Here is a 26,131-nt window from a genome sequence, read left to right as displayed (position 1 = left end):
TTTATCAGTATATAACAAAACAGCTATGATCATACTCACTTGCCATTGAAAAAAAGTAAAAAATTTGCAAATGCAGAATAAAATATGGCTATTTCAGCCACTCACGAAGTTTTTGAACAGCACGGTGGACAAGGTTCTGCGCCGATTGCCGGTTCACTGAAAGGATGTTTCCTATTTCCTGATAATCCATATTTTCGGTGTAACGAAGTCTGATCGCCTCCTGCTGGCGATGCGGAAGCAGTGCGACCAGCCTGCGCATCAGCTCCTGCCGGTTTTCAGCTTCTTCTTTTTCGGCGTAAACTTCATCCGTGGAAGGCTCGGACCACAGATCGTCTAAATCTGCCTGTGTAATCGGCGAATGTGATTTTTCCTGCCGTTTCAATAGATGAATTATTCTGATTTTTAATGCTTTGAGCAGATAGTGACGAATGTGTTCAGGAAGAGAAAGCCGCTCCCTTTTTATCCAGATCTCGGTGAAAACATCATGAATGCAGTCCAGCACAAAAGCTTCTGAAACCGGCACCAGGCTCATCCCGTAACGATACATGGCCTTCACATGCAGCCGGTAAAGGTGGGTGTAGGCATCCTCGCTGCCCGACTGAAATGCTTTCCATAACTGCTGTTCATCAACATTTCCGTCCATCGGCTGGCTTAGCATTAGAAGATTGGATATTCTGAAGGCTTTAAGTAAGTCGAAAGGCCTGCCATAACGTCTTTTACTTAGCATCGTATTGAATATAGCCGCCTATGGGTTGCAATGGGCCAGCTTTTCTGTGGTTTAAAAGTGGGCTCCATCACCATTTATGAAGATCTTCCTTATACTTTTGCTGTTGCTACACAACGCTGTTCGCGGGAAGTTGTCAGGTGGTTCGGGCTGCAATGATGGGCTGGCTCAGCTCCTGAAACAGAATGATATAATAAATCCATAAATGAAAAGCTTCTTTAATCTGTTCGATTTCAAGCAGAAAGTAAATTATAAAAATGAAATATTAGCCGGACTGACCGTCGCAATGACGATGATGCCGGAATCGCTCTCTTTTGCTATTCTGGCTGGTTTTTCACCTTTGGTCGGGCTTTATGCAGCATTCATTATGGGCTTGGTCACGTCCATTTTCGGCGGGCGGCCGGGCTTGATTTCGGGCGGAGCGGGAGCCACGGTGATTGTATTGATCGCGCTTATGCAATCGCACGGGGTGGAATATGTGTTTGCAGCGGTGGCGTTGGCCGGGGTTTTTCAAATACTGGTCGGCATATTCAAGTTCGGGAAGTTTGTGCGTTTGGTGCCGCAGCCAGTCATGTATGGCTTTGTGAATGGTTTGGCAGTGGTCATTTTTATGTCGCAGCTGGAACAGTTCAAAACGGTTGTAAATGGTGAAACTACCTGGTTAGCAGGTGCGCCGTTACTGGTTATGGCTGGTTTGGTGGCGCTTACGATCGGCATTATTATCATTTTTCCAAAACTTACGAAGGCAGTTCCGCCTTCACTGGTTGCAATCATTATCGTATCCCTCGTTGTCCTGGGATTGGGAATTGAAACCAAAACAGTGCGCGACATTGCGTCCGTAAGCGGCGGGTTTCCTCCTTTTCACATTCCGGACATCCCGCTCAATTTCTCCACATTACAGATTATTTTTCCATATGCCCTGGTTATGGGTGCGGTGGGGCTTACCGAAGGACTTCTTACATTGAATCTGGTGGACGAAATAACCGGGACGCGGGGTGATGGAAACAGGGAATGCATTGCACAGGGGAGTGCAAATATTTTAAATGGTTTTTTCACCGGAATGGGTGGATGCCCCATGATCGCGCAAACGCTGGTCAACCTTTCGGCAGGCGCAAGGGCCAGATTATCAGGTATTATCGCTTCACTGACCATTCTCATGATCATTCTTTTCGGTGCGCCTGTCATTGAACTCGTTCCCATGGCCGCACTTACAGGTGTCATGTTCATGGTCGCGATCGGGACTTTCGAGTGGGTGAGTTTCAGGATTATTAATAAAATGCCCAAGCAGGATGTGTTTGTAGGGATACTGGTTGCGGCGATCACGATTTACCTGCATAATCTCGCCCTGGCTGTCCTTATTGGCGTCATTATTTCGGCATTGGTATTCGCCTGGGAGAGTGCCAAACGGATCCGCGCGCAAAAAATGATTGATGAAAACGGCGTCAAACATTATAAAATCTACGGCCCGCTGTTTTTCGGATCGGTAACTGCATTTTCCGAGAAGTTCGACATTGCTAGTGATCCGGAAAAAGTAATTATTGATTTCTCTGAAAGCCGGGTTGCAGATATGTCTGGCATTGAAGCGCTTAATAAGATCACTGAAAAGTATCAGAAAGCAGGCAAAAAAGTCCACCTGACACATTTGAGCCCCGATTGTCGCAGGTTATTGGCCAATGCACAGGATGTAATCGAAGTAAATATCGTCGACGACCCTAACTACCACGTAGCGCTCTGAGGGTACGAAGCAGTTAGCATTCCACAATTCTTCAACTCCAATCCCTGCCGAAAAAAGGAAGAAGTGTTTACGACACTACTTCTTCCTATATTTAATACAAAATAATTCGACATTGTTAGCTTCACTCTTCGTTTAACATTTGCATATTGAAATAATAAATTCAAAATCAAGCCCCGGCGTGTTGCACACATCCTAATGGATTTAAAATGGAGAGTAGTCTGAAAATAGTTTACCTGGAAAATTCACACGATCAAGCGAACATTGTAACACAAGCCTTGCAGAAAGCAGACCTGCTTCCAGTCATCAAAATAGCTGGCACGAGAGAACAATTCATCGCTGCTGTCACGGAATCTGCTCCCGATATCATTCTTTCCGAATACAATTTACCCGGCATTAAATGCGCCGAGGCGCTTGAAATTCTGCGGTCGCTAGACCTTACGATTCCCTTCATTGTTATTTCCGATGCGGTCTCCGATACAATTGCGGAAGAAATGTTGCTGACCGGGGTAGATGACTATATGATCAAAAATCAGGCTGGACGTTTGTCATTTGCAGTGCATAAGGCCCTTGAAAAATACCAGGTTAAGCGGGAACAACAAGCGTTGCTGCAACAATTAACCAATAGTGAAAGGCGTTTTCGCACCCTTGTTGAAAACAGCAGCGATGCGGTGGTGATACTCGATAGGGAAGCGCGGCCAACTTATGTATCGCATGCGGTAAAAAACGTCCTGGGATATACGGCCGAGGAAGTTATGGCTATGGACATTTTTTCCAAGGCGCACCCCGAGGACCTTTCCGGGTTATCGGACACTATGATGAAAGTATTTGCCAATCCAGGAACCGCAATACCAGGGCACACCGGGCGAATGCTTCATAAAGATGGCACATGGCGCTGGATAGAGGCAACGGTAACCAACCTCCTGGACGAGCCGGCGGTGAACGGGATTGTTGATAATTTCAGGGATATTACAAAACAAAAGGTCAGCGAAGATAAAATACTGCATCTGAACAGGCTGTACGCTTTCCTGAGCCAGGTTAACCACACGGTTGTACATGCGCCGGACGCGCAAACGGTCCTGAAAGAAGTTTGCAGGATTGCGTGTGAAACCGGGAAATTTCAGGGAGCCTGGGTAGGGATGTTTGTCCATGACACTGAAAAAATCAATGTTGTTGAGCAGCATGCTGTGCCGGAAGAATTTATGGCTGGCCTTGCAAATGTAGCTGGCGAGCAGACCATGTTGCGTTCGTCTCTGGAATCACAGCCTTATTATATTACCAATAACACACAAGAGATATTTCTTTCCGATTCCTGGAAAGCGCTGGCGGCTTTGGCTGGATATCAGTCTTGTTTGGTTTTGCCCATCAAAAGATCGGGCGAGATTGTGGGGACGTTTAACCTTTACGCTTCCGAAACGGATATATTCACTGAGGCAGAAATTACTTTATTAGAGGAAGCAGCCATGGAAATTTCTTACTCCCTGGATTTCTTCGAAAAAGAAAGATTGAAACTGATCGCTGACGAACAACTCAAACACAAAGAAAGACGCTTGCGGCAGGCCCAGGCGATAGCGCATTTGGGCAGCTGGGAAACGGACCTAACAACCAATACCAGTGTATGGTCGGATGAAGCATGCCGGATTTACGGCCTGGAAGATCAGGACAACATTCAATCCACAGCGTCGTGGCTGTCATTTGTGTATCCCGAGGACCTGGAATATGTTATAAAAAGCAATCAGCGCGTATTGGATTCCATGCAGCCCGCCGACTATCATCACCGTATCATCAGAAAAGACGGGCAGGTCAGGCATTTGCACGTGCGCGCGCAGATCGAGCTGAACAGCCTCGGAGAACCAGCTACATTATATGGTGTTTTACATGATGTTACTGAGCAAAAACAAGCCGATGAAAAAGTAATTAAGGCGCTTGAAGAAAGAAAAGTGATCCTTGAAAGCATTGGGGACGGGTTTTATGCATTGGATAAAAACTGGACCGTCAACTATTGGAACAAAGAAGCCGAGATCCTGTTGCATCTCCCGAAAGAGAAAATACTGGGTCGGAGCTTGTGGGATGTTTTTCCGCACGTCGTCCAGACAACTATTTATGAAAAATATAATAAGGCGGTGGAGCTCAATGCAATCCAGCATTTCGAGTTTTATTATGCAATGGACAACACCTGGTTCGAGATTACAGCTTACCCTTCCCTGAATGGCCTATCGGCGTATTTCCGGGACATTACCGAGCGGAAAGAGTCTGAATCAAGGCTCCGCGAGCTTAATGAGAATTTACGGAACTACGCGAGTGAGCTTTCCGAATCCAACAAAGGGCTTGACCAGTTTGCGTACATCGTATCACACAACCTGCGGGCGCCCGTAGCAAATATTATCGGCCTGGGCGAGCTGATTAGCCAGGATGCCTATCCGCAACCGGTGAAGGACGAGTTCCTGGAAGGCATACTATTGAATGTAAAAAGGCTGGATGACGTCATTTCGGATTTGAATACAATCTTGCGTATCAAACGGGAGGTAAGTGAAAACAAAGAATCTGTGAATTTGCAGCATCTGGTCGATAACATACGGTCGAGCCTTCAAAACATCATTGATAGAGAGCAGGTCAGCATTCAAACAGACTTCCGCGCCGTAGATGAGTTGTTTACGCTTAAAACTTACCTGTACAGCATCTTTTACAACTTGATTATCAATAGCATAAAGTATCGCCGCCCGGATCTGTCGCCTGTTATTTACATTAGCAGCAGCCTCGACGACGGCCTGGTGAACATTAGCATACGCGATAATGGGATGGGAATTGATCTGACAAGAAAAGGCTCTCAGATATTTGGTTTATATAAACGCTTCCATCAGCATGTGGAAGGCAAAGGCCTGGGGCTGTTTATGGTCAAAACGCAGGTGGAAATGCTCGGTGGAAAGATTCATGTGAATAGTACTGTGAATGAAGGCACTGAATTCAAGATTGAATTTCAGTCTGAACTGAATCAAAACCCGGTTATATGAAGTTACCTGCTCAATTTATTGTGGTTGACGATGATCCGATCAACAATATGGTCTGCAAATATGTGATCGCAAGTGTTGCGCCCGCGGCCAGCATACAGCTGTTTACCAATCCGGAAGAAGCGCTAACGTTCTTCAAAGAAGCATTCGGGCAGGCGACACCTTTTGGGGAAACGGTGCTCTTTCTTGACATTAATATGCCCACAATGAGCGGGTGGGAATTTCTGGATGAGGTGGCCTTATTTCCCAGTCAAATGCGCTCACAACTTGCGATATATTTGCTTTCGTCCTCCATCGACCCGGAGGATATCAAGAGTGCCGAAGAACATCCGCTTGTGCAGGGCTATCATTCCAAGCCGCTCAGCAAGGAAGTGTTCGGGAAAATTTATTCAAAAATTGAGTGAAAGGCGGTTCAGAAATTATTAGGGGCAGCACACTTTTTCCAATAGTCGATCATCACTTTGATAGTCGATTTAATCTCTTCAAATTCACCTGGTTTTACAAAAAATCCCTGCGCTGATGTGCTGTAAGCATCAATAACGACCTGATGGTTGATGGCTGTCGTAAAATAAACGTAAGGAATGCATTTAAGGCTCAGCTCAGCATCTGTTTGGACTTTTCTCCTCAGTTCCAGTCCGTTAAGCTGGGGCAGGTTAATGTCAGAGATTATGATAAAGGGCCGTTCGTCGACCTGATACAAATATTGTAATGCCGTTTGCCCATCCGCAAAATACATCCGCGGATTAGAGTAACCGAGCTCATTAAAAACTTCTTCTAATACAAACTGATCGTCGGGGTCGTCCTCTATAATGATAATCGGGCCGTTCTTATTCATGCTATATAATTGTGTAGCGGAGAATTCAATTGAATTACAAACATACTTTTGCAGGAAGTAATTTGCCAAAGCTAAACAGCTTTAATGTCAAATCAGCATTACGCCCTAAATAACTGGGCCAACGAATTGTGCATGGCCTAACATTGCACTATGCATCGCTGAATCGTCCCTGGCTTTTCGCCTGGCACATTTTTAGCAGTAATTGAGGCTCAACTAAACATTATAATGTCATGAGCTCGAAGTATCATTATGAAGACAAAGAAGATTTTAACGGCGGTTTTGTAATTGGTGTGCTCGTAGGTGCGACAGTTGGTGCGTTAGCTGCCATGTTATTCGCTCCAAAATCAGGCGCAGAGACACGTCAGCAGATTAAAGACCTGGCCGATCAGCAAAAAGACAAGCTGAAAAATCAATGGGAAGAAACCAAATCAAAGGCTGCCGAAGTAGCTGGCACAGCCAAGGATAAGCTTAACTCTTTGACAGACCAGGTTAAAGACACAGCGAATGCATATGTCGATAAAGCAAAGGGTTCCGCTGAACAACTTGCCGATGAGACAAAAGAAACTGTGGACAAATTTCCGAGACAATAACAATGTCTTCCAATAATGACGATTCCGGGATCGGTCATGAATTTTCTTCCGGGGAAACAAAAAAGATCCCGGTAATCGAGGAAAAACTGGTGATATCTTCCAAAGTTGTAGAAACGGGGAGTGTTTCTGTTTCAAAAAAAGTGCTGGAAGAGGAAGTTTTCGCTGATGCTACGGTTACGAGTGAAGAAGTGACCATAGAAAGAAAAGAAATCAATCAGTACGTGGACGCTGCTCCGGCACCTGTCCGACAAGAGGGGGATATTACCATTATTTCGGTTGTCAAGGAGGTTTTGGTTGTGGAAAAGCGGTTGATGCTGGTTGAAGAAATTCACATAAAAAAGCATCAGCACCAGGATCAGAAAACATATTCACAAGTGCTGAGAAAAGAAGAAGTCACGATTTCGAGAGACACTTCAGGCATGGATATTTAAGAGTGGGCGGCTAATCAACAAACCAATAACTTTTAAAATAAGAAATCATGGCTAATACAGTAGTTGGAATTTTCGAATATGAAAGCGATGCGCAGGAAGCGCAAAACTATTTACTGGCAAATGGATTCGCAGGCGGCGATGTCGATATCAAAACGGCTTCCTATAAGTCTGACCAGGAAACATCAACTGTTCATAATGACGACGAGGATGTAATGGACCGTATCGGTAACTTTTTCAGGGACCTGTTTGATGGGGACGAAGAAGAAACAAGACGTTACTCGGAAGCGGGACGTCGCGGAACCATTGTAACAGTTCATGCTGCCAATGCTATGGAAGCCGAAAACGCAGCTGCTATTCTCGACCAGTTCGGTGCAGTGGATGTGAATGACCATAATGCTAAGTATACGGCAGACCAAGGATATACGGCAGATCAAGGATATGCAGGCACGGCTACGGAAGTTCCGGTAAATCCATATCAGGATAACACAGCAGATCCTTATGCAAACCGATCGCTTAATGTTGTATCTGATTCTGATGATTTAACAACCCGTAACGACAGCTCGCTGATTGGCGATGATTATTCAACAAATCGCGATCGCTCACTTATTGAAGATGACTATTCAACAATTCGGAATGACAGCTCGATTGTTAGCGATGACATTTCAACAAATCGGGAAAGTTCACTAATCGGAGATGAGTATTCAACCGATCGGGATGAAAGATCCATCATTGCGGATGAGCAATCGGGATCATTACCAGTTATTAAGGAAGAGTTGCAAGTTGGGAAACGCGAGATTGAAACGGGTGGCGTGCGTCTGAGAAGCCGCATCATTGAACGTCCGGTTCAGGAAAGCGTTCGCCTGCGTCAGGAGCAAGTGAATGTGAACAGGACACCTGTTGACCGCATTGCTTCGGAATCGGATTTTGATACCTTCACTGAAGGAACTATTGAAATGAAGGAATATGCAGAGATCCCGGTTGTAAATAAGGAAGCTCGGGTCGTGGAAGAAGTAAGCTTGAACAAAACAGTGGACGAGCGCGATGAGGTAATCAACGAAACGCTGCGCCATACAGAAGTGGAAGCCGAAGATCTGACCGATGAAGAGCGATTGAGAAGAAGGGGGCTCGACCTTTGATCAGACATAATTAGACGTCAAATAGGCACTTTAACAGGTGCCTATTTTTTTGTGCCCAAAAATGAAAATCTGTTAGCGAGCGATCTGATCTGTTGGCATGCCTTTTATAATATCCTCCGCCTGGAATGGCTATTATGCCAAACATTATTCATCAAACATTAACCGAACCATGAACAAGCCAATAATCTCATTTTTTGCAGCAATGCTGTTCGCTACCACCGTGTCTTATTCTCAAAATGCAACCGTTTCGGGCGGGCAAAATGCTGATAAGAGTAAGCAAGGACAAACTGCATCGCAAAGTAAGCAAGGACAGTCTGCCGCTCAGAGCAAGCAAGGCGCGAATAACGCGCCGGCTGCCAGTCCATCCAATCCCAGGCCGGAGGGCAGGAGCAACGCTAACAGCGGTGACGTACAATCAAGCACGAGACCGGGAGGCGCCACGAACGAGAATGCGAACGACGTCGGCAGATATTCTTCCGATAATGAAGATTCGAAATCATTACTGAACTCAAAGGAAGCAGTAGCAAGGCGTAAAAAAAACCTGACCGAATCGGATACGACCATGAAGAAGGGCAGTGGTTCTGCACCAAAAAATACAAAGAACCACACCGGAAAGACCAACAACTACAAAAACGAGGCTACCAAGCATAATACGAAGCAGTAATATTCCCGCGCGAATAATCTCAGATTTCAATGTAACAGCATAAGAATACCGCCATAGAAATGTGGCGGTATTTTACGCTATGTAATCATTGCTTTATCCTTGAATTGGCACAATTTTTATAGAATATATGCAATTTTTCCTGTCGATGAGGAGTCACAATTAACATTAAGGATTCAACTAAATTCATCAACCCATCAGCTATGCGTAATTATTATACCCTGTTTCAACTCTTATTTATTTTGCTTTCCGGCGTTAATTTTGCCCTCGGGCAAGGCACCAATGTAACCGGTGTCGTGCAAACAGCCACGGGTGAAGCCCTGCCTGGCGCCACGGTCGTCGTCGCAGGAACGAATGCCGCCACCATTACAGATGCCAACGGAAAGTTTACAATCACTGCACAAAACGGTCAGACATTAAGGGTTACTTTTATCGGCTACCTGCCCTCCGAAGTGCCCGTTACCGACCAGACCAGCTACACGATACAGCTCGCCGAGGATGCTCAGAATCTGGAAGAATTTGTGGTGATCGGTTATCAGTCAGTTCGCCGTTCAGACCTGACGGGCGCAACGGGCATCATTGATGCCCAGAATACGAATAAGCGGATTGCCCGTTCGGTCCCGGAAGCGTTGCAGGGCATGACCCCGGGCGTCGCGGTCCGGAATGGCGGTGCGCCGGGACAGGAAGCAGTAGTGAACATTCGCGGACTGAGTACACTGTTTGGAAATGCCAGTCCGCTGTACGTGATCGACGGTATGCTGGCCGATGCCAATACAACGGTCAATCCCAATGATGTAGAAACGATACAAGTGTTAAAAGACGCGTCGGCGGCGGCCATTTACGGTTCCCGGGCTGCAAACGGAGTCATTATCATTACTACCAAAAAAGGAAAAGAAGGTGCGCTGAAAGTGGATGCATCGGCGCGTTTTGGCATTTCGTCGCTTCCCAAACGGTGGGATATGATGAATGCACAGGAATACGTGGAAACCAATACCCGCGCTTACCAGGCGGCAGGTTATGCATTGCAGCCATCTGTGGCTAATTATAATGGCGCCGTCAATACAAACTGGGCTGACGAGTTGCTGCAAACAGGCAGTATTCAGGATTATAATGTCAGCTTGTCCGGGGGAGGCAAGGATAGCAAATATCTCATCTCCGGCTCTTATTTTGCGGATGAAGGTGTGCTCAAAGCCCGGGATTTCAAGCGTGGTTCGATGCGGATCAATACCGAGGCGACCCGCAATAAATTTACGTTCGGAGAAAATCTGATGGTGTCGAGCACCGAGCGGAATGCGCCTTTTCAGGGTGGATTCGCAGAGGGTAACGCCTGGTATGATGTATGGACGAGCCTGCCGATCATCCCGGTCCTAAGTGCCGACCTGCAAAGTACTTCCAATCCGGGCGGCTGGGGTTACGGGTCGTTCAATGCGCGGTCATTTTCCAGAAACCAGGCTGCCATCAACGACATTACCCGCTCAACTTCCAATTTTTTCAAAGTGCTGGGTAATGCATTTATCGATTATAAAATCCTGAAAAACGTTACTTACCGCTTCAATGCCGGTTTGGAAACGAGCTTTGACAAAACGAATAACATCAGGAAAGAAGGCCTTTGGTACTGGAACCAATCACCGGAATTCAGCAGCGTAGGGCAGACAAGGGCGCAATTCCTGAGCTATCTGTTTGAGCATACATTGAATTTCAATTTTACATTTAATAAGCACAACTTAAACGGGGTCGTAGGGTATACGCAGCAGACCATCCGCAATGATGATGTTGGGGGGCGGCGTTTACAGCTGGGTGTGTACGGTGGTGATTATTTTACAACCATCAATTCGGCCAGTGGTGGCATGACAGCGACGGGTACCCGTTCACAGACGCTGATCAATTCCGCTTTGGGCAGGCTAAACTATAATTTTGCTGAAAAATATTATCTCACATTCACGTTCCGGGCTGATAAGGACTCACGTTTTTCGCCTGCTCACCGCACGGGATATTTTCCATCGGCCGCAGCTTCATGGAAAGTCAGTAATGAAGAATTTTTCAAATCTGACATTATCAACGAGCTGAAACTGAGAGGTTCTTATGGTGTCCTCGGCTCGGCGAATTTGAGTAACTATCAGTTTACCGGATTCTTGAACCAGGCGCCGAGGGCAGTTTTTGGATCGGGGCAGACAGAATTTCCCGGTGCTACGCAAGCCAGGCTGGTTTATGAAGATATTAAATGGGAGCAAAAAGCGACAACCAACATTGGTGCAGACCTGGTGCTTTTCAACAACAAGCTCGCTATTACCATTGACGCCTTCCGTTCTGTGGCAAAAGACGTTCTGCTATCCCTGCCATTGCCGCTTTATATCGGGAATTTGCAAGGCGATCCGTTGGTTAACATTGGTTCTATTGAAAACAAAGGCATTGAGCTGGATTTTACCTATCGCCATACATCCGGACCATTCACATGGAGCGTTGCGCCCAATTTCAGTCTGATCCGGAACAAGGTGCTCGAGCTGGGTAATCTGGGTGTGGATGAAGAAACGGGAGAGCCGAGGAATTACATTCAATCGGGCAATACGCGTTCGCAAGTGGGCCGCTCTATTGGTGAATATTATTTGATTAAAACAGATGGCCTCTTCCAGAATGATGAAGAAATTCAGGCGCACAAAGCACAGGCCGCTTATGCAAAACCGGGTGATGTCCGCTACGTAAACCGCATCGATCAGGGAACCAATGATGATATCAACGACCGTGACCGCACATTTGCAGGCAGTCCATGGCCAAAACTAACTTCCGGTTTGATCCTGAACGGGTCGTGGTCGGGCATATCGCTGAATGTGCAGTTCTATGGGGCATTTGGCCAAAAAATTTACAATGATGTGAGAAGGGACATTGACGGAATGGGCTACTCCAACTACCGCCGTGACATTAACCCGTGGACTCCACAAAATACCGACACTGATTTCCCAAGGTTAGGAGTTTCTTATTCAACAGGAGCAGCAGGCGACCCTGCCAGTGCAGATCGGGGCATTGTATCCAATGTGCGCGGCAATACGGATCGCTGGCTGGAAAACGGGTCCTATCTGAGGCTTAGAAATGTCGAACTTTCATATTCTATCCCCGAAGCTGTGACTACCAAACTGGCTCTGAGCAATGCCAGAATATATGTAAGCGCACAGAACCTGCTGACGTTCACCAAATATACGGGCCTTGATCCGGATGTGGTCGGAGCGAATTTTAATCTCGAACCGGGCGTCGACCTGGGTGGATATCCGTCTTCCCGTATCATTTCTTTCGGCATCAACCTGGGTTTCTGATCAGCAGCCTTTATCTCAAAAGACATCAACATGAAAAAGATATTTTTGCTTACCTCATTCATTTTAATGGTTGCCACGGCTTGTGACCGCGATTTTGATCAGCCGAATCCGAATAACCCTACCATTGCGTCTTTCTGGAAAAGCCAGAACGATGCCATTAAAGGGATCAACGCCGTTTACAGCACATTCCACAGGACCGCCACGCTTTATTCCCGTTTCCTGTTTTACCACGGCATGCTGCGTTCGGACGAAGGTTACGGCTCAGGCGGAGACATTACGCTGAACAATGTAATGGGTTTCAATCAGACCAATTACAACGAAGGACTGACCGCCGGGACGTGGCAAAATCTGTTTATCGGCATATTCAGGGCCAATCAGGTGCTTGCTTATGTGCCGGGGATCGAGATGGACGAAGCATTGAAAAACCGGATCATCGGCGAAGCGAAGTTTATGCGCGGCCTGTTTTATTTCAACCTGACGCTTTATTTCGGAAGGCCGCCCATTATCCTTGAGCCTTCCGAACCAACAGATCGTCCTGTTAATGCAACCAATGAACAAGCATGGGCGCAAGTTGTAAAAGACCTCACCGAAGCCGCACCTGCATTGCCATTAAGCTACACCGGAGACGACCTCGGCCGGGCCACACGCGGCGCAGCCATGGGTTTATTGGGAAAAGCCTTTTTGCAGCAAAATAAAAATCAGGAAGCGGCAACAGCATTGGCCTGGTTTATCACAGGAGAAGGAAAAGGGCTGTACACGCTTACCGCCAACTATCAGGACAACTTCAAAGCATCCACGGAAAACAACAGCGAATCGGTATTTGAGATCCAGTTCCGTTTTAATCCAAACGAAAACACGGACGACGACGTGGATGAAACCCGCATTAATAACACCGGAACTTCCATTGCGCAGTTTTATGCGCCGCGGGGCGTAGGCTTCTCGGATGGAGGGGCGCGTCGCTGGCTGGTAGGGGAATTCAAAAAAGAAAATACCGCACTGGGCACCAGAGACCCCAGACTTGCCGCAACATTACTTTTTGATTCCACAGACGTTCGTGGTCCCAACTTTACCATGGTTTACGGGAAGACATTTGCCAGCCGCTATGGCACCAACACCGGCGAAAGCAGCTCAGTATGGTTCAGAAAACAGCTCAATGATAATGAAGCGGGCCGGACAGAGGAAGGTTTCCGTTCGCCCAATAACCATCGCTTGCTGCGCTATGCCGACATTTTACTTATGTACGCAGAGGCGCTTAACGGACTCGGGCAAACCGCACAGGCTTATCCATTCGTAGACATGGTGCGTGTGCGGGCAGGTCTGCGACCGCTTACACAGGCCAGACCAGGCTTGTCGCAAGCACAATTCCTTGCCCAGATCAAGCATGAGCGCATTACTGAACTTACTGGTGAAACCTGGCGATTCGCCGATCTGCAACGGTGGGGGGATTTAGGAAAAGAGCTGGCTGCCCGCGACCCTGAATTTACGAACTTTGAAAAAGGCAGGAATGAATGGTATCCCATTCCACAATCGGATATTGATTTAAATCCTAATTTAACGCAGAATCCACGTTATTAGTAGCAAATTCTGGTTCATTTAAACCGCCGTTATGACATTTAAAACCTTGTATAAGCCAGTCCTGATCTGGTGCCTTGCATTTTTGTTTATCGATGCGTCCTGTAAAAAGGAAGCAAAAAGCCCCGAGCCGGGTAAGCAGCAGCAGGCAGCAACATTCTCTAACCCCTTACTGAATGCTGCTCCCGATCCATGGGTTTTTCAAAAAGATACAACCTACTATTATTTGCACACGTTAGGCAACCGGATACAGATCTGGAAGACGGGTAAAATGAGCCGCTTGAAGGATGTTACGCCGGTTACGGTCTTTAATGCACCTGCATCGGGCGGTAACTCGCGGGATATCTGGGCACCGGAGCTCTTTTTTCTGAATTGTAAATGGTATATCTACTATACCGGCTCCGACGGGCAGGACCGCAACCACCGCATGTGGGTGCTGGAAAATGCAAATGCAGACCCGACGCAGGGCACCTGGACGGACAAAGGGCAGCTCAAAACGCATCCGGAAGACCTCTGGTCCATTGATGCGACTGTTTTTCAGCAGGATACTACGCTCTTTATGGTTTGGTCAGGAAGGCCGTTTGCAGGCGGAAGCACCGATTTAACCCAGAATTTATACATTTCGCGGATGGCTAATCCGTTTACCCTTGCCGGACCCACGGTGAAGATCGCTGATCCACAGTATGATTGGGAAAAGCGTGGGTTTCCAGTGAACGAAGGGCCGGAGATTTTGAAAAACCCGGCCGGACAAACCCTTCTCGTATTTTCGGGAAGTTACTGCGGGGATGACCGTTATTCGCTCGGTATCGCCCGTTTGCAGGAAGGAAGTGATCCATTGAAACCCGCAAGCTGGACTAAAATAGCCAATCCGGTTTTCACAGGCCTGGCTTCGGCCAATGCTTTCGGCGTGGGGCACAATGGCTTTTTCAAATCCAGAGACGGCAAGGAAGACTGGATCATTTACCATGCGAACTCGGCCTCTGGGCAGGGCTGCGGCGGTTCACGGAATGTGAGAATGCAGAAATTCACCTGGACAGCGGACGGTCTTCCCAGCTTCGGCGAGCCGGTTTCTACGGGGCAGGCCATTGCCGTTCCCTCGGGCGAATAGCGTTTTAGCTTATATTTGGGGCCGGAACGCAGTTTACATTTAAAAGTTATTTATGAAAAAATTGAGCATTAGTCTGCTGTTGTTGATATTCGTACACATTGCCCATGCACAGCAGGCAGTAATCCGTGGTGATTTCGCGGACCCTTCTGTTATTAAAGTAGGAGACACATATTATGCCGCAGGAACCAGTTCCAACTGGGCGCCGGGCTTTCCGGTGATGAAGTCCAAAGACCTGAAAAACTGGACACAAACAGGATCCATTTTCCCCGACCTGACCGGCTGGGCGGACTATTACTACTGGGCGCCTGAGCTGAATTACGAGAATGGGAAAGTATATGTTTATTATACTGCACATAAAAAAGGGGGTAACCTGTGCGTAGGGGTAGCTAGTGCCGACACACCAGAAGGGCCATTCAAAGATCACGGTCCGCTGGTTTGTCAGGAAGTAGGCTCGATCGACGGTTTCCCGATCCGGGATGAAAATAACAAGCTGCACCTGATCTGGAAAGAAGACGGCAATAGCGTAGGTAAGGCAACGCCGATCTGGATCCAGGAAATCAATGAGGAAAAAACGGCGCTTGTGGGCGAGAAAAAGGAGCTGTTCAGAAACGATACGCCCTGGGAAGCCAACCTTGTGGAAGGCGTTTCGGTGATTAAGAACAATGGCTATTTCTACGCAATTTATGCAGCAGCAGGCTGCTGCGGGCCAGGCTGCACCTATGCCACCGGCATTGCGCGTTCCAAAAGCCTGATGGGGCCCTGGGAGAAATTCAAAGGAAACCCAATCATGACCGGCCAGGGCGACTGGATGTGCCCGGGACACGGAACAGCCGTTACGTACCAGGGAAAAAATTATTTCCTTTATCATGCTTACGACAAGTCTTCAAACAAATATACGGGCCGTCAGGCGCTGGTTCGCGGTTTTGAATTTACACCCGATAACTGGATCCGTTTTACAGATGAATATCTTTCCCCGTCGGACAGCCCGAAAATGTTTACGGCAACAGACGATTTTAACAAAGAAAAACTTGATCTTCAATGGAGCTGGTCCGTTTTCAACAAGCCCGCTATCGAGCTGAAAAACGGCCGTATAGGTTTACAGATTAAAGATGACCGCGAGCTGTTTATCGCAAGAAGGATAGAAGGCCCCAATTATGAGGCAACTGTGGAGACCATTCCCGCAAAAAGCGCAATGGCCGGTGTAGCATTGATCGGTGACGAGAAAAATTTGATTTACGCTGTGGCAAAGCAGGATAGCATTGGCATTACCCTCGTTAAAGATGGCGCAAGAAGCAGTTTGGGTAAGTTTCCTGTTGCCACAAAGGGGAAAAATTTATTCATCAAAATGACTGTAAAAAACAATACGGAGATTGGTTTTCAATACAGCCTTAATGGCACCGCTTTTACAGCTTTGAAAATCAGCGCGCCTGATATTACTTTCCTGCCACCATGGGATAGGGCGGTTCGCGCCGGCATTTTGGCAAAAGGCGTTGAGGGTGAAGTGGCAGTTATAGAGAAATTTGTATTTAAGAATCAATAAAAAAAGCCCACCGTGTCTTGAAATAACGCACGGTGGGCTGAATTAAGATTGCATGGACTAATCACCTTCCTGATCGTGTCCCTGCGTTTTAACAATCTTGTTATAAACGCCCAGCAGCAAAAATGGTGCTGCCCATTGTCCTACAAACAAGGCTGTATGCTTGCGTTTCATGATTTTCAATGCGAGCGAAACGCCCATTGATCCCAATGCCGCCCATAAGAAAATGTCAGATGGTAATTTAGCGGTCTGCTCTTCGATTGCCTCGGCTACTTTGCCTTCGCTATGCGTGGCATTTGTTATATTTTCCATATTTATTGGTTTTAGTGCGGCTCGGGTATGTAAAAACCATACCAGCCGCCGCGTTGTTGAGTCATATTCCTCTACACAATTCGTTTGTCCTTAAAAGCAGATAATGTTACCCCGAAAATGAGGTGTGCGATCATAAGCTGCGTGTAATATCCTTTTCGGTGCGTTTTGGGCGGGTTAGGATGGTTTTCGAACATTGTTTTCCACCAGAGTATCCCCGAGGCACCTGCTGCGGCCCCGTATAAAAGTCCGTTCAGCGGTGAAGCCTGCGTTTTGCCCAATTTGAGAAATAACTTATAACCTACTCCGAACCCTGCACCAATGAGGTAATGGGATAGCCAGCCCAGCGGTGGCGCCGCTTCTTTTTCAATATTCAGAGATCTTTCCAGGAATGTCGCAAGCAGCTTTGGTTCGCTGAAATTTTCATCCTCCTTGTGCGAGGCAATATAGCTGAAAAGCGTCATGGCGGATGTGGCCGTCGCGGCAGCCAAAAGGGTGTTGGTTACTGGTTTCATAACATAATCTTTTATTGTGATGGGTTGGGAGTCATTCACTAGGCTAAGTAAATGACGGTCATGTTGCTTACAAAGATTATACCGCTTGAAAATCAATATTATACTCGCTTTTGGGGTCCTATGGCCCACTTTGGCACACATTTTATATTCGCCGGAAAGTTAATGTACAGTAAAGCAAACACATTATGGCCGACAGACATATAGAAAATGAATTGATTAAAGCGCCGAAATCGCGGCAGCTTAAAGTTTTACCGGGAAATCCGTTCCCACTAGGCTCAACTTTTGACGGAAATGGGGTCAACTTCGCGGTATTCTCCGAAAATGCCGAAGAAGTAGATTTATGCCTGTTCAAATCGGAGGATGATACCGAAGAATACATTAAGATCAAGATCGAGGAAGTCACACACCACGTATGGCACGTGTACATTCCCGGACTCAAACCCGGACAACTATATGGTTACCGGGTGGCAGGACCCTATGAGCCGGAAAAAGGACATCGGTTTAATCCCAATAAATTGCTGGTGGATCCGTACAGCCGCGCGCTGGCCGGTGACCTGAAATGGGATGATGCATTATTCGGTTATGAAATCGGCCAAGAGGACGGAGACCTGAGTTTCAGCGAGTCCGACAGTGCGCCATTTATCCCAAAATCGATTGTGATTGACGGCCAGTTCGACTGGGAAGATGATAAGCGTCCTGAAATTCCTTACCATGACTCGATCATTTATGAAGCGCATGTCAAAGGGCTCACGATGACCCATCCGGACATTCCCGAGGAAATTCGCGGCACTTATGCAGCCCTGGCCCATCCGGTTACCATTAAGTATCTTACTTCGCTGGGAATAACGGCCATTGAACTGATGCCGGTCCACCAATTTGTGGCCGACAGGCATTTACTGGAAAAAGGGCTGACCAACTATTGGGGCTATAACACCCTCAATTTTTTTGCGCCCGACCCACGATACAGCAGCAGCGGGCATAATGGAGAGCAGGTTACTGAGTTCAAAAATATGGTGAAAGAGCTCCATAAAGCGGGTATCGAAGTGATTTTGGACGTGGTGTACAACCATACCGCGGAAGGCAATCACCAGGGACCCACGTTTTCTTTCAAAGGATTTGACAATGCTTCCTATTATCGGCTGACCCCGGAAGACCAGCGCTATTACATGGATTACACGGGCACAGGAAACACGCTGAATGTGCAATTGCCTAATGTGCTCGCGCTGATCATGGACAGCCTGCGTTACTGGATCACCGAAATGCACGTGGACGGTTTCCGCTTTGACCTGGCATCTACGCTGGCACGGACGCTGCATGAGACGGATAACCTGGGTTCTTTCTTCAACATTATCCATCAGGATCCCATTATTTCGCGCGTCAAACTGATTGCGGAGCCCTGGGACATTGGTGACGAAGGTTATATGGTAGGGAAATTCCCTCCCGGCTGGGCGGAATGGAATGATATGTTCCGGGATCAGATCCGTGATTTCTGGCGCGGGGAGTCGGTAGGGATAAGTGCTTTTGCCAATCGTTTTACAGGCAGCCCGGACCTTTACCAGGGCGATTACCGCCGACCCACGGCAAGCGTTAATTTTGTTACAGCCCATGATGGCTTCACGCTACACGATCTTGTTTCCTATAATTCGAAGCATAATGAGGCGAATGGCGAGGATAACCAGGACGGGGCCGATGATAACAGGTCGTGGAACTGCGGTGTAGAAGGCGAAACGGATGACGAAGCCATTATTCTGCTTCGGAACAAACAAAAAAGAAATTTTCTGGCAACAATGTTCCTGTCACAAGGCGTGCCGATGCTGGTAGCAGGCGACGAGCTGGGCCGTACGCAGGGCGGCAACAACAACAGCTATTGTCACGATGATGAAATATCCTGGGTTTCATGGGAAAAGGCTGATAACCAATTACTTGATTTTACCAGATCGCTGATCCGGTTCTGCAAGGAGCATCCGACCTTCCGGCGCCGGAGGTGGTTCCAGGGCTTGCCGCTTCACGGTTCCGAAGCCAAAGACATTATGTGGTTTATGCCTGACGGAAATCAGCTCACGGATGAGCAGTGGGAAAGAAGCTGCGCAGGTGCGATAGGAGTTTACCTGGATGGAAAAGGGATCCGGTGCGTGAATATGGACAACGAACGCATTGTAGACGATAGCTTCCTGCTGATATTCAATAATTCCGATGAAGCGGTGGACTTTGTGCTGCCGTCAGAAGAATGTGGTAACGAGTGGGAGATTGTGATCGACACCGACGCTGGGATGATTGCAGAATCGGGCGATGATTTCAAACCCGGGGAAGTATTGACTGTGCCTGCCAGCTCCATTATGGTCCTGAAATGCCCGGATGCAGGAATAGAGAAAAATACTTTATCCTAGATCTTTTTTGAAATAATGAAAAAAGAAGACATACAGCCCTGGGACTGGCAAAGGATATTGTTTGGGGAAGCGCCGCCTGAATTCCTTGTGGAAGTTTTTGTACGGACATTCATCATTTATATTGCTTTGCTCATCATTGTGAGGCTGATGGGTAAGCGCATGGGTGGTCAGTTGACGGTATCCGAGCTGGCCGTTATGGTCACGCTCGGTGCGATCGTCTCACCTGCCATGCAGATCCCGCAGCTGGGCGTGCTGATGGGTATCCTGATCCTGATCTGCGCATTGATCTTTCAACGCGGCCTGAACCTCACGGAGACGAAGAGCCCGGCATTTGAAAAAATAAGCCAGGGAGAAACGCAGCTTCTTGTTAAGGATGGCCGTATTCAGCTCGATCAGATGGCCGCTGCAAAGGTATCGCGGCAGCAGCTGTTTTCCGCTTTAAGAAGTGAGAATGTCTATAACCTGGGAGATACGGGGCGCGTATACTTAGAAGCCTGCGGCATTTTTAGTATTTACAAAACCAAGGAGCCTGCCGCAGGCCTTCCTATTTTTCCTCCAACCGATGATGCTGTGAACGGTTACGCCCAGGAAATGGTAGAAAATTCCCGCGCATGTGCCACCTGCGGTAACGTTACAAATTCCGCGGATGAAGACGAGGCTTGCAAGATCTGCACCGCTAAAACCTGGATCTCCGCCACCATTTCCGTAAAATCCCAACTTGCCGATTCATGAAACCAGAAGACATCCATATCAATGATTGGCAACGAATATTCATAGGCGACGTTCCTCCTGAATTTTACCTGGAAGTAGTGTTACGCATTGCTGTTATCTATCTCATCCTCATGGTCTCGATGCGGCTTATGGGCAAAAGAATGGCCTCACAGCTCAGCCGTAATGAAATGGTAGCGATGGTATCCCTTGCTGCCGCCATCGGTGTACCGCTGCAATCACCCGATCGCGGCATTCTTGCAGCTGTGGTCATTGCGGTAATCGTCGTATCTGTTCAGCAGTTGATTGCCAAGCTTGCCACCAGAAATGAAAGGCTGGAAACGGTTACACAGGGCGATATCACACCGCTTATTGAGGATTCACATCTGAATTTGCATAACATGAAAAAGGTGGGTATAACCCGGGAAAGAGCATTTGCGCAGCTTCGCAGTAAAGGTATCCGGCATCTGGGGGAGGTAAAAAGACTTTATTTTGAAGCCGGTGGCACTTTCACGTTAATGCGAAGATACGATCAGGTGCCCGGGCTGCCTATTTTGCCTATCTGGGACAAGGAATATCAGTATGAGATCAGCGAAGCAGCGGATGAGTACGTTTGTGAGCAATGCGGCAATGCGGCCGTTGACAATGCAACCGATCAGAAATGCACGAACTGTAGCAGCGACGCCTTTATTTATGCAGTAAAATAGATTTGCAAAATCATCTGAAAAGCGGACAATGGGCACTGATTTTTTAATGATAGCAAAAAGAAACATCCTAGCCTTGTCCATGAAAACCATACATTTATTTGACCAATATGACCTCGACTCGCTATTTTTAAAGAAAACAAACGAGGTTAACGACCTGATAAGCGAATGGCCTGACGCTTATTTCGCGCCGGAGCAAATAGAAATGCACATTAGCGGTCTGAAAAACGATCAGGAGCTGAAATTGCCCCAGTTAGATTTTCTCAACGGGCGGCAGGAAATGTGTGAAAGGATTTATCCTGTTTCGGTTTACCAGCCAGGACGAAATAATAAAGCAAAGGTTAAGGTTTCTGTCCTGATCGTTCATTATGCCTTTAACGGACAAACCTATCTCCTGGGATGTCGCCCGCCTATAGACGTGCCGGCGCCGATAGGGGAATGGCAGGCAGATACTGTAAGCCAGCATATCAGTGTCGAATATATGGATTATGAAAAGTATCCAAAAAAGACATTGGCAGCGCACCAGGAATATGCGGCAGGTCTGCAACGCTGTTATGAATCTTTGCAAACAGCATTTGCAGAATTCAACAACAGGCTGGACGATATCATTAAAACTGCCATCAGTCAAAAAAGCGGTGAAATGGACGATATGCACCGGTTGCTAGCCTTGCTGAGATAACGTAAGGTGCAATGCATGAGGGAGTTAAACTGGGCAGATTAATGCCAATATTGGGGAATCTATAAAGCCGGAACATTCCGGCTTTTCTTTTGAGCCCAACCGTCGCATTTATCTTTCTATCAAAAGTTTAGCATTAGTCAGCCTTCTTTACAGCATTCATGATTTCATCGAGCGTGCCGGTGATGGTTGTAACCATTTTACTTTTGTTGAGCATCTTGTTTTCAGAATCGATCGTGCCCGCAAACTTGCAGGCAAACTGCGTATCCTTTTTGTCTGTCAGCATTTTCCAGCCGGTTTTCAGCATATTGCCGTCAGTTAACTGTGCGTGCACAGAAATGTTCTGGCTTCCTTTTGCCGGAATTGAAATGGTTTTTTCCAAAACTCCGTTCATCTGAAGCGCGTCTTCCACGCTAAACTCAAATTTCCCATCACTTAATTTCAGCGGAAATAAATTCGGATTAAACACTGCCACTTCGATATCCATGCCTTTGCTTTTCAGCGCAAGTGCATTCAAATCCACATGATTGATTTTTACTTTGGGTATTCGCAAAGCAGGGAGTCGCTTCGAGACTTTCATGGTGAATTCGCGGTCACCGGCAATAGGAACATCCACCTCAAACGAAGCTTTCATCTGATAGTCCGCACTGTCAATCTTATTGTCATCAAAATATTTGAGTACCCGGGCCATTGGCTTTACCAGCAGCTCCATAGGCATGGTAAGCGTGGTGCTGTCAGATGAACGGATGTTGATAGGTTTCTCATAAGCATCCTCAATCACCTTCACGGAATCGATATACACGACGTAATTGAGCCGGCTTGTTTTAATGTCGACAGGAAGGGGATTATGAAGTATGACCTTGCTTTGCATTTTGATCCGCTCGGCATCAATGTCCGTGATATTTGTTGAAGCCACGCCGATTGTAGGCATCACCTTATCTGCCGCCTTTTCTTTCGCGTTTTCCGAAGAAGGCGACTTCCACCACCAGATCCCAACCCCAGCCAGTACAAGCAATACCAGCAAAACGATTAACCATTTATTGACCCGCATATGCATGAGTTTAGATAACAATTTATCCCCGCGGGCTATAATTTTTGTGCCATTGCGGATTTAGGGTGCATATAACTAATCTTCTGAGGAATGGTTTTTTAGTAAGGCGCGCTTCAACAGGAATATTAATCATCACTAACTAAAGAAAATACTATGTTAGCAATGAATTACCGCGGACCTTACCGCGTAAGAGCAGACCGGAATAAGCCGATGCCTGAAATTGAGCATTCCGGAGATGCGATCGTGCGGGTTACCCGCTCATGTATTTGCGGGTCAGACCTGCATTTATATCACGGATTAGTGCCGGACACAAGAGTGGGCACGACATTTGGCCATGAGTTTATTGGCGTTGTTGAAGAAATTGGAGATTCGGTTCAAAACCTGAAAGTGGGTGATACCGTCCTGGTGCCTTTCAACATTGCGTGCGGAAAATGCGTTTTCTGCCAGCAGGGGCTGTATGGTAACTGTCATGAATCCAATCCGGAGGCAACTGCGGTAGGCGGGATCTTCGGTTATTCGCACACGGCTGGGGGCTTTGACGGAGGGCAGGCAGAATATGTGCGCGTTCCGTATGCGGACTTTGGCCCGACGCTCATCCCCGAAGACATGGATCACGACGATGCAGTTTTGCTTACAGACGTTGTTCCCACAGGTTACCAGGCTGCTGAAATGGCCGGTATCAAACCGGGTGATACGGTGGTGGTCTTCGGTGCCGGTCCGATAGGCATTATGGCAGCGAAATCGGCATGGCTGTTCGGTGCAGGAAGGGTGATCGTTATTGATCACATTGAGTACAGGTTGGAATTTGTAAAACAATACGCGCAATGCGAAGCCTATAACTTCCGCTCACTGGAAGATCCCGTGCTTTTTATTAAGAAAACAACAGACTGGATCGGGGCTGATGTGTGTATTGACGCAGTAGGCTGCGAAGCGGCCGGCGATGCATTACAGACCATTACAGGCCGGAAACTAATGTTACAGGCCGGTTCGGCCACTGCCTTACACTGGGCCATTAATGCTGTCAAAAAAGGAGGAATTGTGTCGATTGTGGGTGTTTACGGTCCTACGGGTAACCTCATCCCGATCGGTAATGTAGTCAACAAAGGCATCACGATCAGGGCCAACCAGGCATCTGTGAAACGATTGCTTCCAAGGTTGATCGAGCACGTGCAAGCGGGCCGCCTGGATCCGAAAGGGATCATTACGCACCGTATTCCGCTGGAAGAAGTAGGGGACGCTTACCATATTTTTTCCGCGAAACTGGACAACTGTATAAAAACGATTCTTATCCCACCATCAGCAAGAAAATAAGCTCGATATGAAAAAGACAGCAAGTGATTACAGCCACATTAACGGATGGGGCATTGACGCGGACCCATTGGACGTGCCGAACTATCCGATAAAAAAACGAAACGAAAACGATAACAAAGGGATGATCTGGGAGCGCCCGGCACAACAACCGGCGCTGGTAGAAATATTGCATTCCAACGAGCGTCCCGGACTTACAGCCGTGTTTGGCACACCCAATCCGCCAACAGGGCTGAGCGGGCAGTTGCGGCGCTTTGCTTTCCGGTACAGTGAAAACACCTGGACACACTGGCTGGCACTTTTAGTAGCCGACCGGATCAACATGATGGAAGGAATCGGCGAAGATCTGAAAAACGGTCACATACCGGACCTGATTGCAGAGCACGGATTAAAATCCGAGCTGCAGTTCAATAAAATAGGGTTGGCAAAAAAGGTGCTGACGGGTGCAGCGGTGATTACATTGGCCGTGTTGCTAATGAAGTCACGCTCGCGGGACGACAGTTAAGAAGCCTGCATTTCAATCCAAAAACAGACCCGTACTCATTCCAGTGCGGGTCTTTTTTATAGCGCCGTTTTCGGCTGGCACAATTCTTATTTAAGTGGGAGTTTTTTCTTTAATCCGACACCGTTTTCCTATGACCACCAGACTTCAGAAAGACCTACTATGTTTTTCCCACCTCAGGTGGGACTTTGTGTTTCAGCGGCCTCAACATTTGATGACACGCTTTGCCCAAAATGGGAACGTTTATTTCCTGGAAGAACCTTTCTTCGATGCTTCCGGGGAGGCATATCTTGACATTAATAAAAAGCTGCCCGGATTATGGGTTTGCGTGCCGCATCTCCCGGCCGGCGGCACACAGGAGCAGACCAACGCGCAGATCAAAAAGCTTCTGGATTCATTCTTCGAGGAGCGCGACTGCGCTGATTTTGTCTTTTGGTATTATACGCCCGTTGCCTTCGAGTTTTCAAGATCTTTTGCGCCCGGCCTGATCGTGTACGACTGCATGGATGAGCTTTCGGCATTTAAGTTTGCGCCACCGCGCCTTAAATTCGTTGAGCAGCAGCTTCTGGCCAAGGCCGATGTTGTATTTACGGGCGGAGTTAGTTTATATGAAGCCAAGAAGGCGAGTCACCACAACATTCATCCATTTCCGAGCAGCATTGATAAGCAACACTTTCAGGCAGCCAGAAAACAGCTGGCAGGGCCGGAAGACCAGGCTTCCGTTAAAGGAATAAAACTTGGCTTTTATGGGGTGATCGATGAGCGTTTTGATCAGCAGCTTATCCGCGAAATAGCCAGCAAGCGACCAGACTGGCATTTGATGCTGATAGGGCCTGTTGTAAAAATCGATATGGCCGAACTGCCTGTTGCAGATAACATTCATTATCTGGGATGCAAGACTTACCAGGAACTGCCGTCCTATCTGGCAGGATGGAATGTAGCATTGATCCCGTTCCTTTTGAATGAATCCACGCGTTTTATCAGTCCTACAAAAACACCCGAATATCTCGCCGCAGGCAAGCCTGTGGTGTCCACTGCGATCCGTGATGTTGTTTTTCCATATGCAAAAATGGGTCTCGTGAGTATCGGGCACGATGCAGATACTTTTATTAATGCTATTGAGCATGAGCTCACTAACCAGGAGAATGCGCAATGGCTGCGGTCTGTCGACGAGTATCTGGCGGACAAGTCCTGGGAACACACTTTTAGCGCCATGCAGCGGTTGATGCTTTCAGTCAAAAAGCAGGAAACGCCGGTTGCGCTGACAAGAGAGCTCAAAAGTGCCAGCTAGTAACAGTATCAGTCCGCATTAGTGGACATAAACGACGCGGA

23 protein-coding genes are annotated in these 26,131 nt (G+C 47.4%); 18 read left to right on the top strand and 5 right to left on the bottom strand.

The window, feature by feature from the left end; all coding sequences use genetic code 11:
- Window positions 1-88: 88 nt before the first annotated feature.
- The gene (locus NFI80_RS11430) at window positions 89-658 is read right to left on the bottom strand and encodes an RNA polymerase sigma factor (protein WP_235162979.1); all 570 of its coding nucleotides are present in this window, start codon (window positions 656-658) and stop codon (window positions 89-91) included.
- Between the two features lie 271 nt (window positions 659-929).
- Here NFI80_RS11430 and NFI80_RS11425 point away from each other — a divergent pair, with 271 nt between their 5' ends.
- The 3 genes from NFI80_RS11425 (at window position 930) to NFI80_RS11415 (ending at window position 5,868) form a co-directional block, all read left to right on the top strand.
- Window positions 930-2,459, top strand: coding sequence for a SulP family inorganic anion transporter (locus tag NFI80_RS11425; RefSeq protein WP_235162980.1), 1,530 nt, complete (start codon window positions 930-932; stop codon window positions 2,457-2,459).
- 206 nt (window positions 2,460-2,665) lie between these two features.
- Entirely contained in the window at window positions 2,666-5,467 is a 2,802-nt protein-coding gene (locus NFI80_RS11420) for a PAS domain S-box protein (protein ID WP_235162981.1), read from the top strand.
- Window positions 5,464-5,868, top strand: a complete 405-nt coding sequence (locus NFI80_RS11415; RefSeq protein ID WP_235162982.1) for a response regulator — start codon at window positions 5,464-5,466, stop codon at window positions 5,866-5,868. Before NFI80_RS11420 ends, NFI80_RS11415 begins: the two co-directional genes overlap by 4 nt.
- 8 nt (window positions 5,869-5,876) lie before the next feature.
- Here the strand turns inward: NFI80_RS11415 and NFI80_RS11410 are convergent, their stop codons facing one another.
- The gene (locus NFI80_RS11410; protein WP_233795844.1) at window positions 5,877-6,299 is read right to left on the bottom strand and encodes a response regulator; all 423 of its coding nucleotides are present in this window, start codon (window positions 6,297-6,299) and stop codon (window positions 5,877-5,879) included.
- A gap of 230 nt (window positions 6,300-6,529) precedes the next feature.
- Between NFI80_RS11410 and NFI80_RS11405 the strand changes: the two genes are divergently transcribed.
- The 8 genes from NFI80_RS11405 to NFI80_RS11370 all read left to right on the top strand — a co-directional run bounded on the left by NFI80_RS11405 (window position 6,530) and on the right by NFI80_RS11370 (window position 16,642).
- A complete protein-coding gene (locus tag NFI80_RS11405; protein WP_233795845.1) occupies window positions 6,530-6,889 on the top strand; it encodes a YtxH domain-containing protein in 360 nt (119 codons plus the stop codon).
- Window positions 6,890-6,891: 2 nt separating this feature from the next.
- Window positions 6,892-7,320 carry a YsnF/AvaK domain-containing protein gene (locus NFI80_RS11400; RefSeq protein WP_235162983.1) on the top strand — a complete coding sequence of 143 codons (429 nt, stop codon included), beginning with the start codon at window positions 6,892-6,894 and terminating at the stop codon, window positions 7,318-7,320.
- 47 nt (window positions 7,321-7,367) lie between these two features.
- Entirely contained in the window at window positions 7,368-8,456 is a 1,089-nt protein-coding gene (locus NFI80_RS11395; RefSeq protein WP_235162984.1) for a YsnF/AvaK domain-containing protein, read from the top strand.
- Between the two features lie 169 nt (window positions 8,457-8,625).
- Complete coding sequence (locus NFI80_RS11390; protein ID WP_233795848.1) at window positions 8,626-9,120, top strand: hypothetical protein; 495 nt, start codon at window positions 8,626-8,628, stop codon at window positions 9,118-9,120.
- A 200-nt stretch (window positions 9,121-9,320) separates the two neighbouring features.
- Window positions 9,321-12,422, top strand: a complete 3,102-nt coding sequence (locus tag NFI80_RS11385; RefSeq protein ID WP_235162985.1) for a SusC/RagA family TonB-linked outer membrane protein — start codon at window positions 9,321-9,323, stop codon at window positions 12,420-12,422.
- Between the two features lie 30 nt (window positions 12,423-12,452).
- Window positions 12,453-13,997 (top strand): RagB/SusD family nutrient uptake outer membrane protein, encoded by a 1,545-nt coding sequence (locus NFI80_RS11380; RefSeq protein WP_235162986.1) that lies wholly within the window; start codon window positions 12,453-12,455, stop codon window positions 13,995-13,997.
- A gap of 31 nt (window positions 13,998-14,028) precedes the next feature.
- Window positions 14,029-15,102 carry a glycoside hydrolase family 43 protein gene (locus NFI80_RS11375; protein ID WP_235162987.1) on the top strand — a complete coding sequence of 358 codons (1,074 nt, stop codon included), beginning with the start codon at window positions 14,029-14,031 and terminating at the stop codon, window positions 15,100-15,102.
- 52 nt (window positions 15,103-15,154) lie between these two features.
- Window positions 15,155-16,642: a family 43 glycosylhydrolase gene (locus tag NFI80_RS11370; RefSeq protein WP_235162988.1), complete on the top strand. Its 1,488-nt coding sequence runs from the start codon at window positions 15,155-15,157 to the stop codon at window positions 16,640-16,642.
- A 57-nt stretch (window positions 16,643-16,699) separates the two neighbouring features.
- Here NFI80_RS11370 and NFI80_RS11365 read toward each other — a convergent pair whose 3' ends face one another.
- Both NFI80_RS11365 and NFI80_RS11360 read right to left on the bottom strand, forming a co-directional pair.
- Complete coding sequence (locus tag NFI80_RS11365; protein ID WP_026631002.1) at window positions 16,700-16,951, bottom strand: hypothetical protein; 252 nt, start codon at window positions 16,949-16,951, stop codon at window positions 16,700-16,702.
- A gap of 71 nt (window positions 16,952-17,022) precedes the next feature.
- On the bottom strand, window positions 17,023-17,463 hold the full coding sequence (locus NFI80_RS11360; protein WP_233795853.1) for a hypothetical protein: 441 nt from the start codon (window positions 17,461-17,463) through the stop codon (window positions 17,023-17,025).
- Between the two features lie 185 nt (window positions 17,464-17,648).
- Here NFI80_RS11360 and glgX point away from each other — a divergent pair, with 185 nt between their 5' ends.
- From glgX to NFI80_RS11340, 4 genes are all read left to right on the top strand, one after another.
- On the top strand, window positions 17,649-19,850 hold the full coding sequence (gene glgX, locus NFI80_RS11355; RefSeq protein WP_235162989.1) for a glycogen debranching protein GlgX: 2,202 nt from the start codon (window positions 17,649-17,651) through the stop codon (window positions 19,848-19,850).
- A 15-nt stretch (window positions 19,851-19,865) separates the two neighbouring features.
- Window positions 19,866-20,582 (top strand): DUF421 domain-containing protein, encoded by a 717-nt coding sequence (locus NFI80_RS11350; RefSeq protein ID WP_235162990.1) that lies wholly within the window; start codon window positions 19,866-19,868, stop codon window positions 20,580-20,582.
- On the top strand, window positions 20,579-21,265 hold the full coding sequence (locus tag NFI80_RS11345; protein ID WP_235162991.1) for a DUF421 domain-containing protein: 687 nt from the start codon (window positions 20,579-20,581) through the stop codon (window positions 21,263-21,265). Before NFI80_RS11350 ends, NFI80_RS11345 begins: the two co-directional genes overlap by 4 nt.
- 79 nt (window positions 21,266-21,344) lie before the next feature.
- Window positions 21,345-21,941: a hypothetical protein gene (locus NFI80_RS11340; RefSeq protein ID WP_235162992.1), complete on the top strand. Its 597-nt coding sequence runs from the start codon at window positions 21,345-21,347 to the stop codon at window positions 21,939-21,941.
- A 133-nt stretch (window positions 21,942-22,074) separates the two neighbouring features.
- Here the strand turns inward: NFI80_RS11340 and NFI80_RS11335 are convergent, their stop codons facing one another.
- Window positions 22,075-22,989, bottom strand: coding sequence for an LEA/WHy family protein (locus NFI80_RS11335; RefSeq protein ID WP_235162993.1), 915 nt, complete (start codon window positions 22,987-22,989; stop codon window positions 22,075-22,077).
- A gap of 153 nt (window positions 22,990-23,142) precedes the next feature.
- Here NFI80_RS11335 and NFI80_RS11330 point away from each other — a divergent pair, with 153 nt between their 5' ends.
- The 3 genes from NFI80_RS11330 (at window position 23,143) to NFI80_RS11320 (ending at window position 26,090) form a co-directional block, all read left to right on the top strand.
- The gene (locus tag NFI80_RS11330) at window positions 23,143-24,300 is read left to right on the top strand and encodes a zinc-dependent alcohol dehydrogenase (protein WP_026631009.1); all 1,158 of its coding nucleotides are present in this window, start codon (window positions 23,143-23,145) and stop codon (window positions 24,298-24,300) included.
- A gap of 7 nt (window positions 24,301-24,307) precedes the next feature.
- Complete coding sequence (locus NFI80_RS11325) at window positions 24,308-24,802, top strand: hypothetical protein (protein ID WP_235158442.1); 495 nt, start codon at window positions 24,308-24,310, stop codon at window positions 24,800-24,802.
- A gap of 211 nt (window positions 24,803-25,013) precedes the next feature.
- Window positions 25,014-26,090 carry a glycosyltransferase gene (locus NFI80_RS11320; RefSeq protein WP_235162994.1) on the top strand — a complete coding sequence of 359 codons (1,077 nt, stop codon included), beginning with the start codon at window positions 25,014-25,016 and terminating at the stop codon, window positions 26,088-26,090.
- Window positions 26,091-26,131: the final 41 nt, after the last annotated feature.

The organism is Dyadobacter chenhuakuii (genome assembly GCF_023821985.2).
Lineage (GTDB): Bacteria > Bacteroidota > Bacteroidia > Cytophagales > Spirosomataceae > Dyadobacter > Dyadobacter chenhuakuii.
Note: the sequence above shows the minus strand (reverse complement) of the source record. Positions and strands in the feature narration are given on the sequence as shown.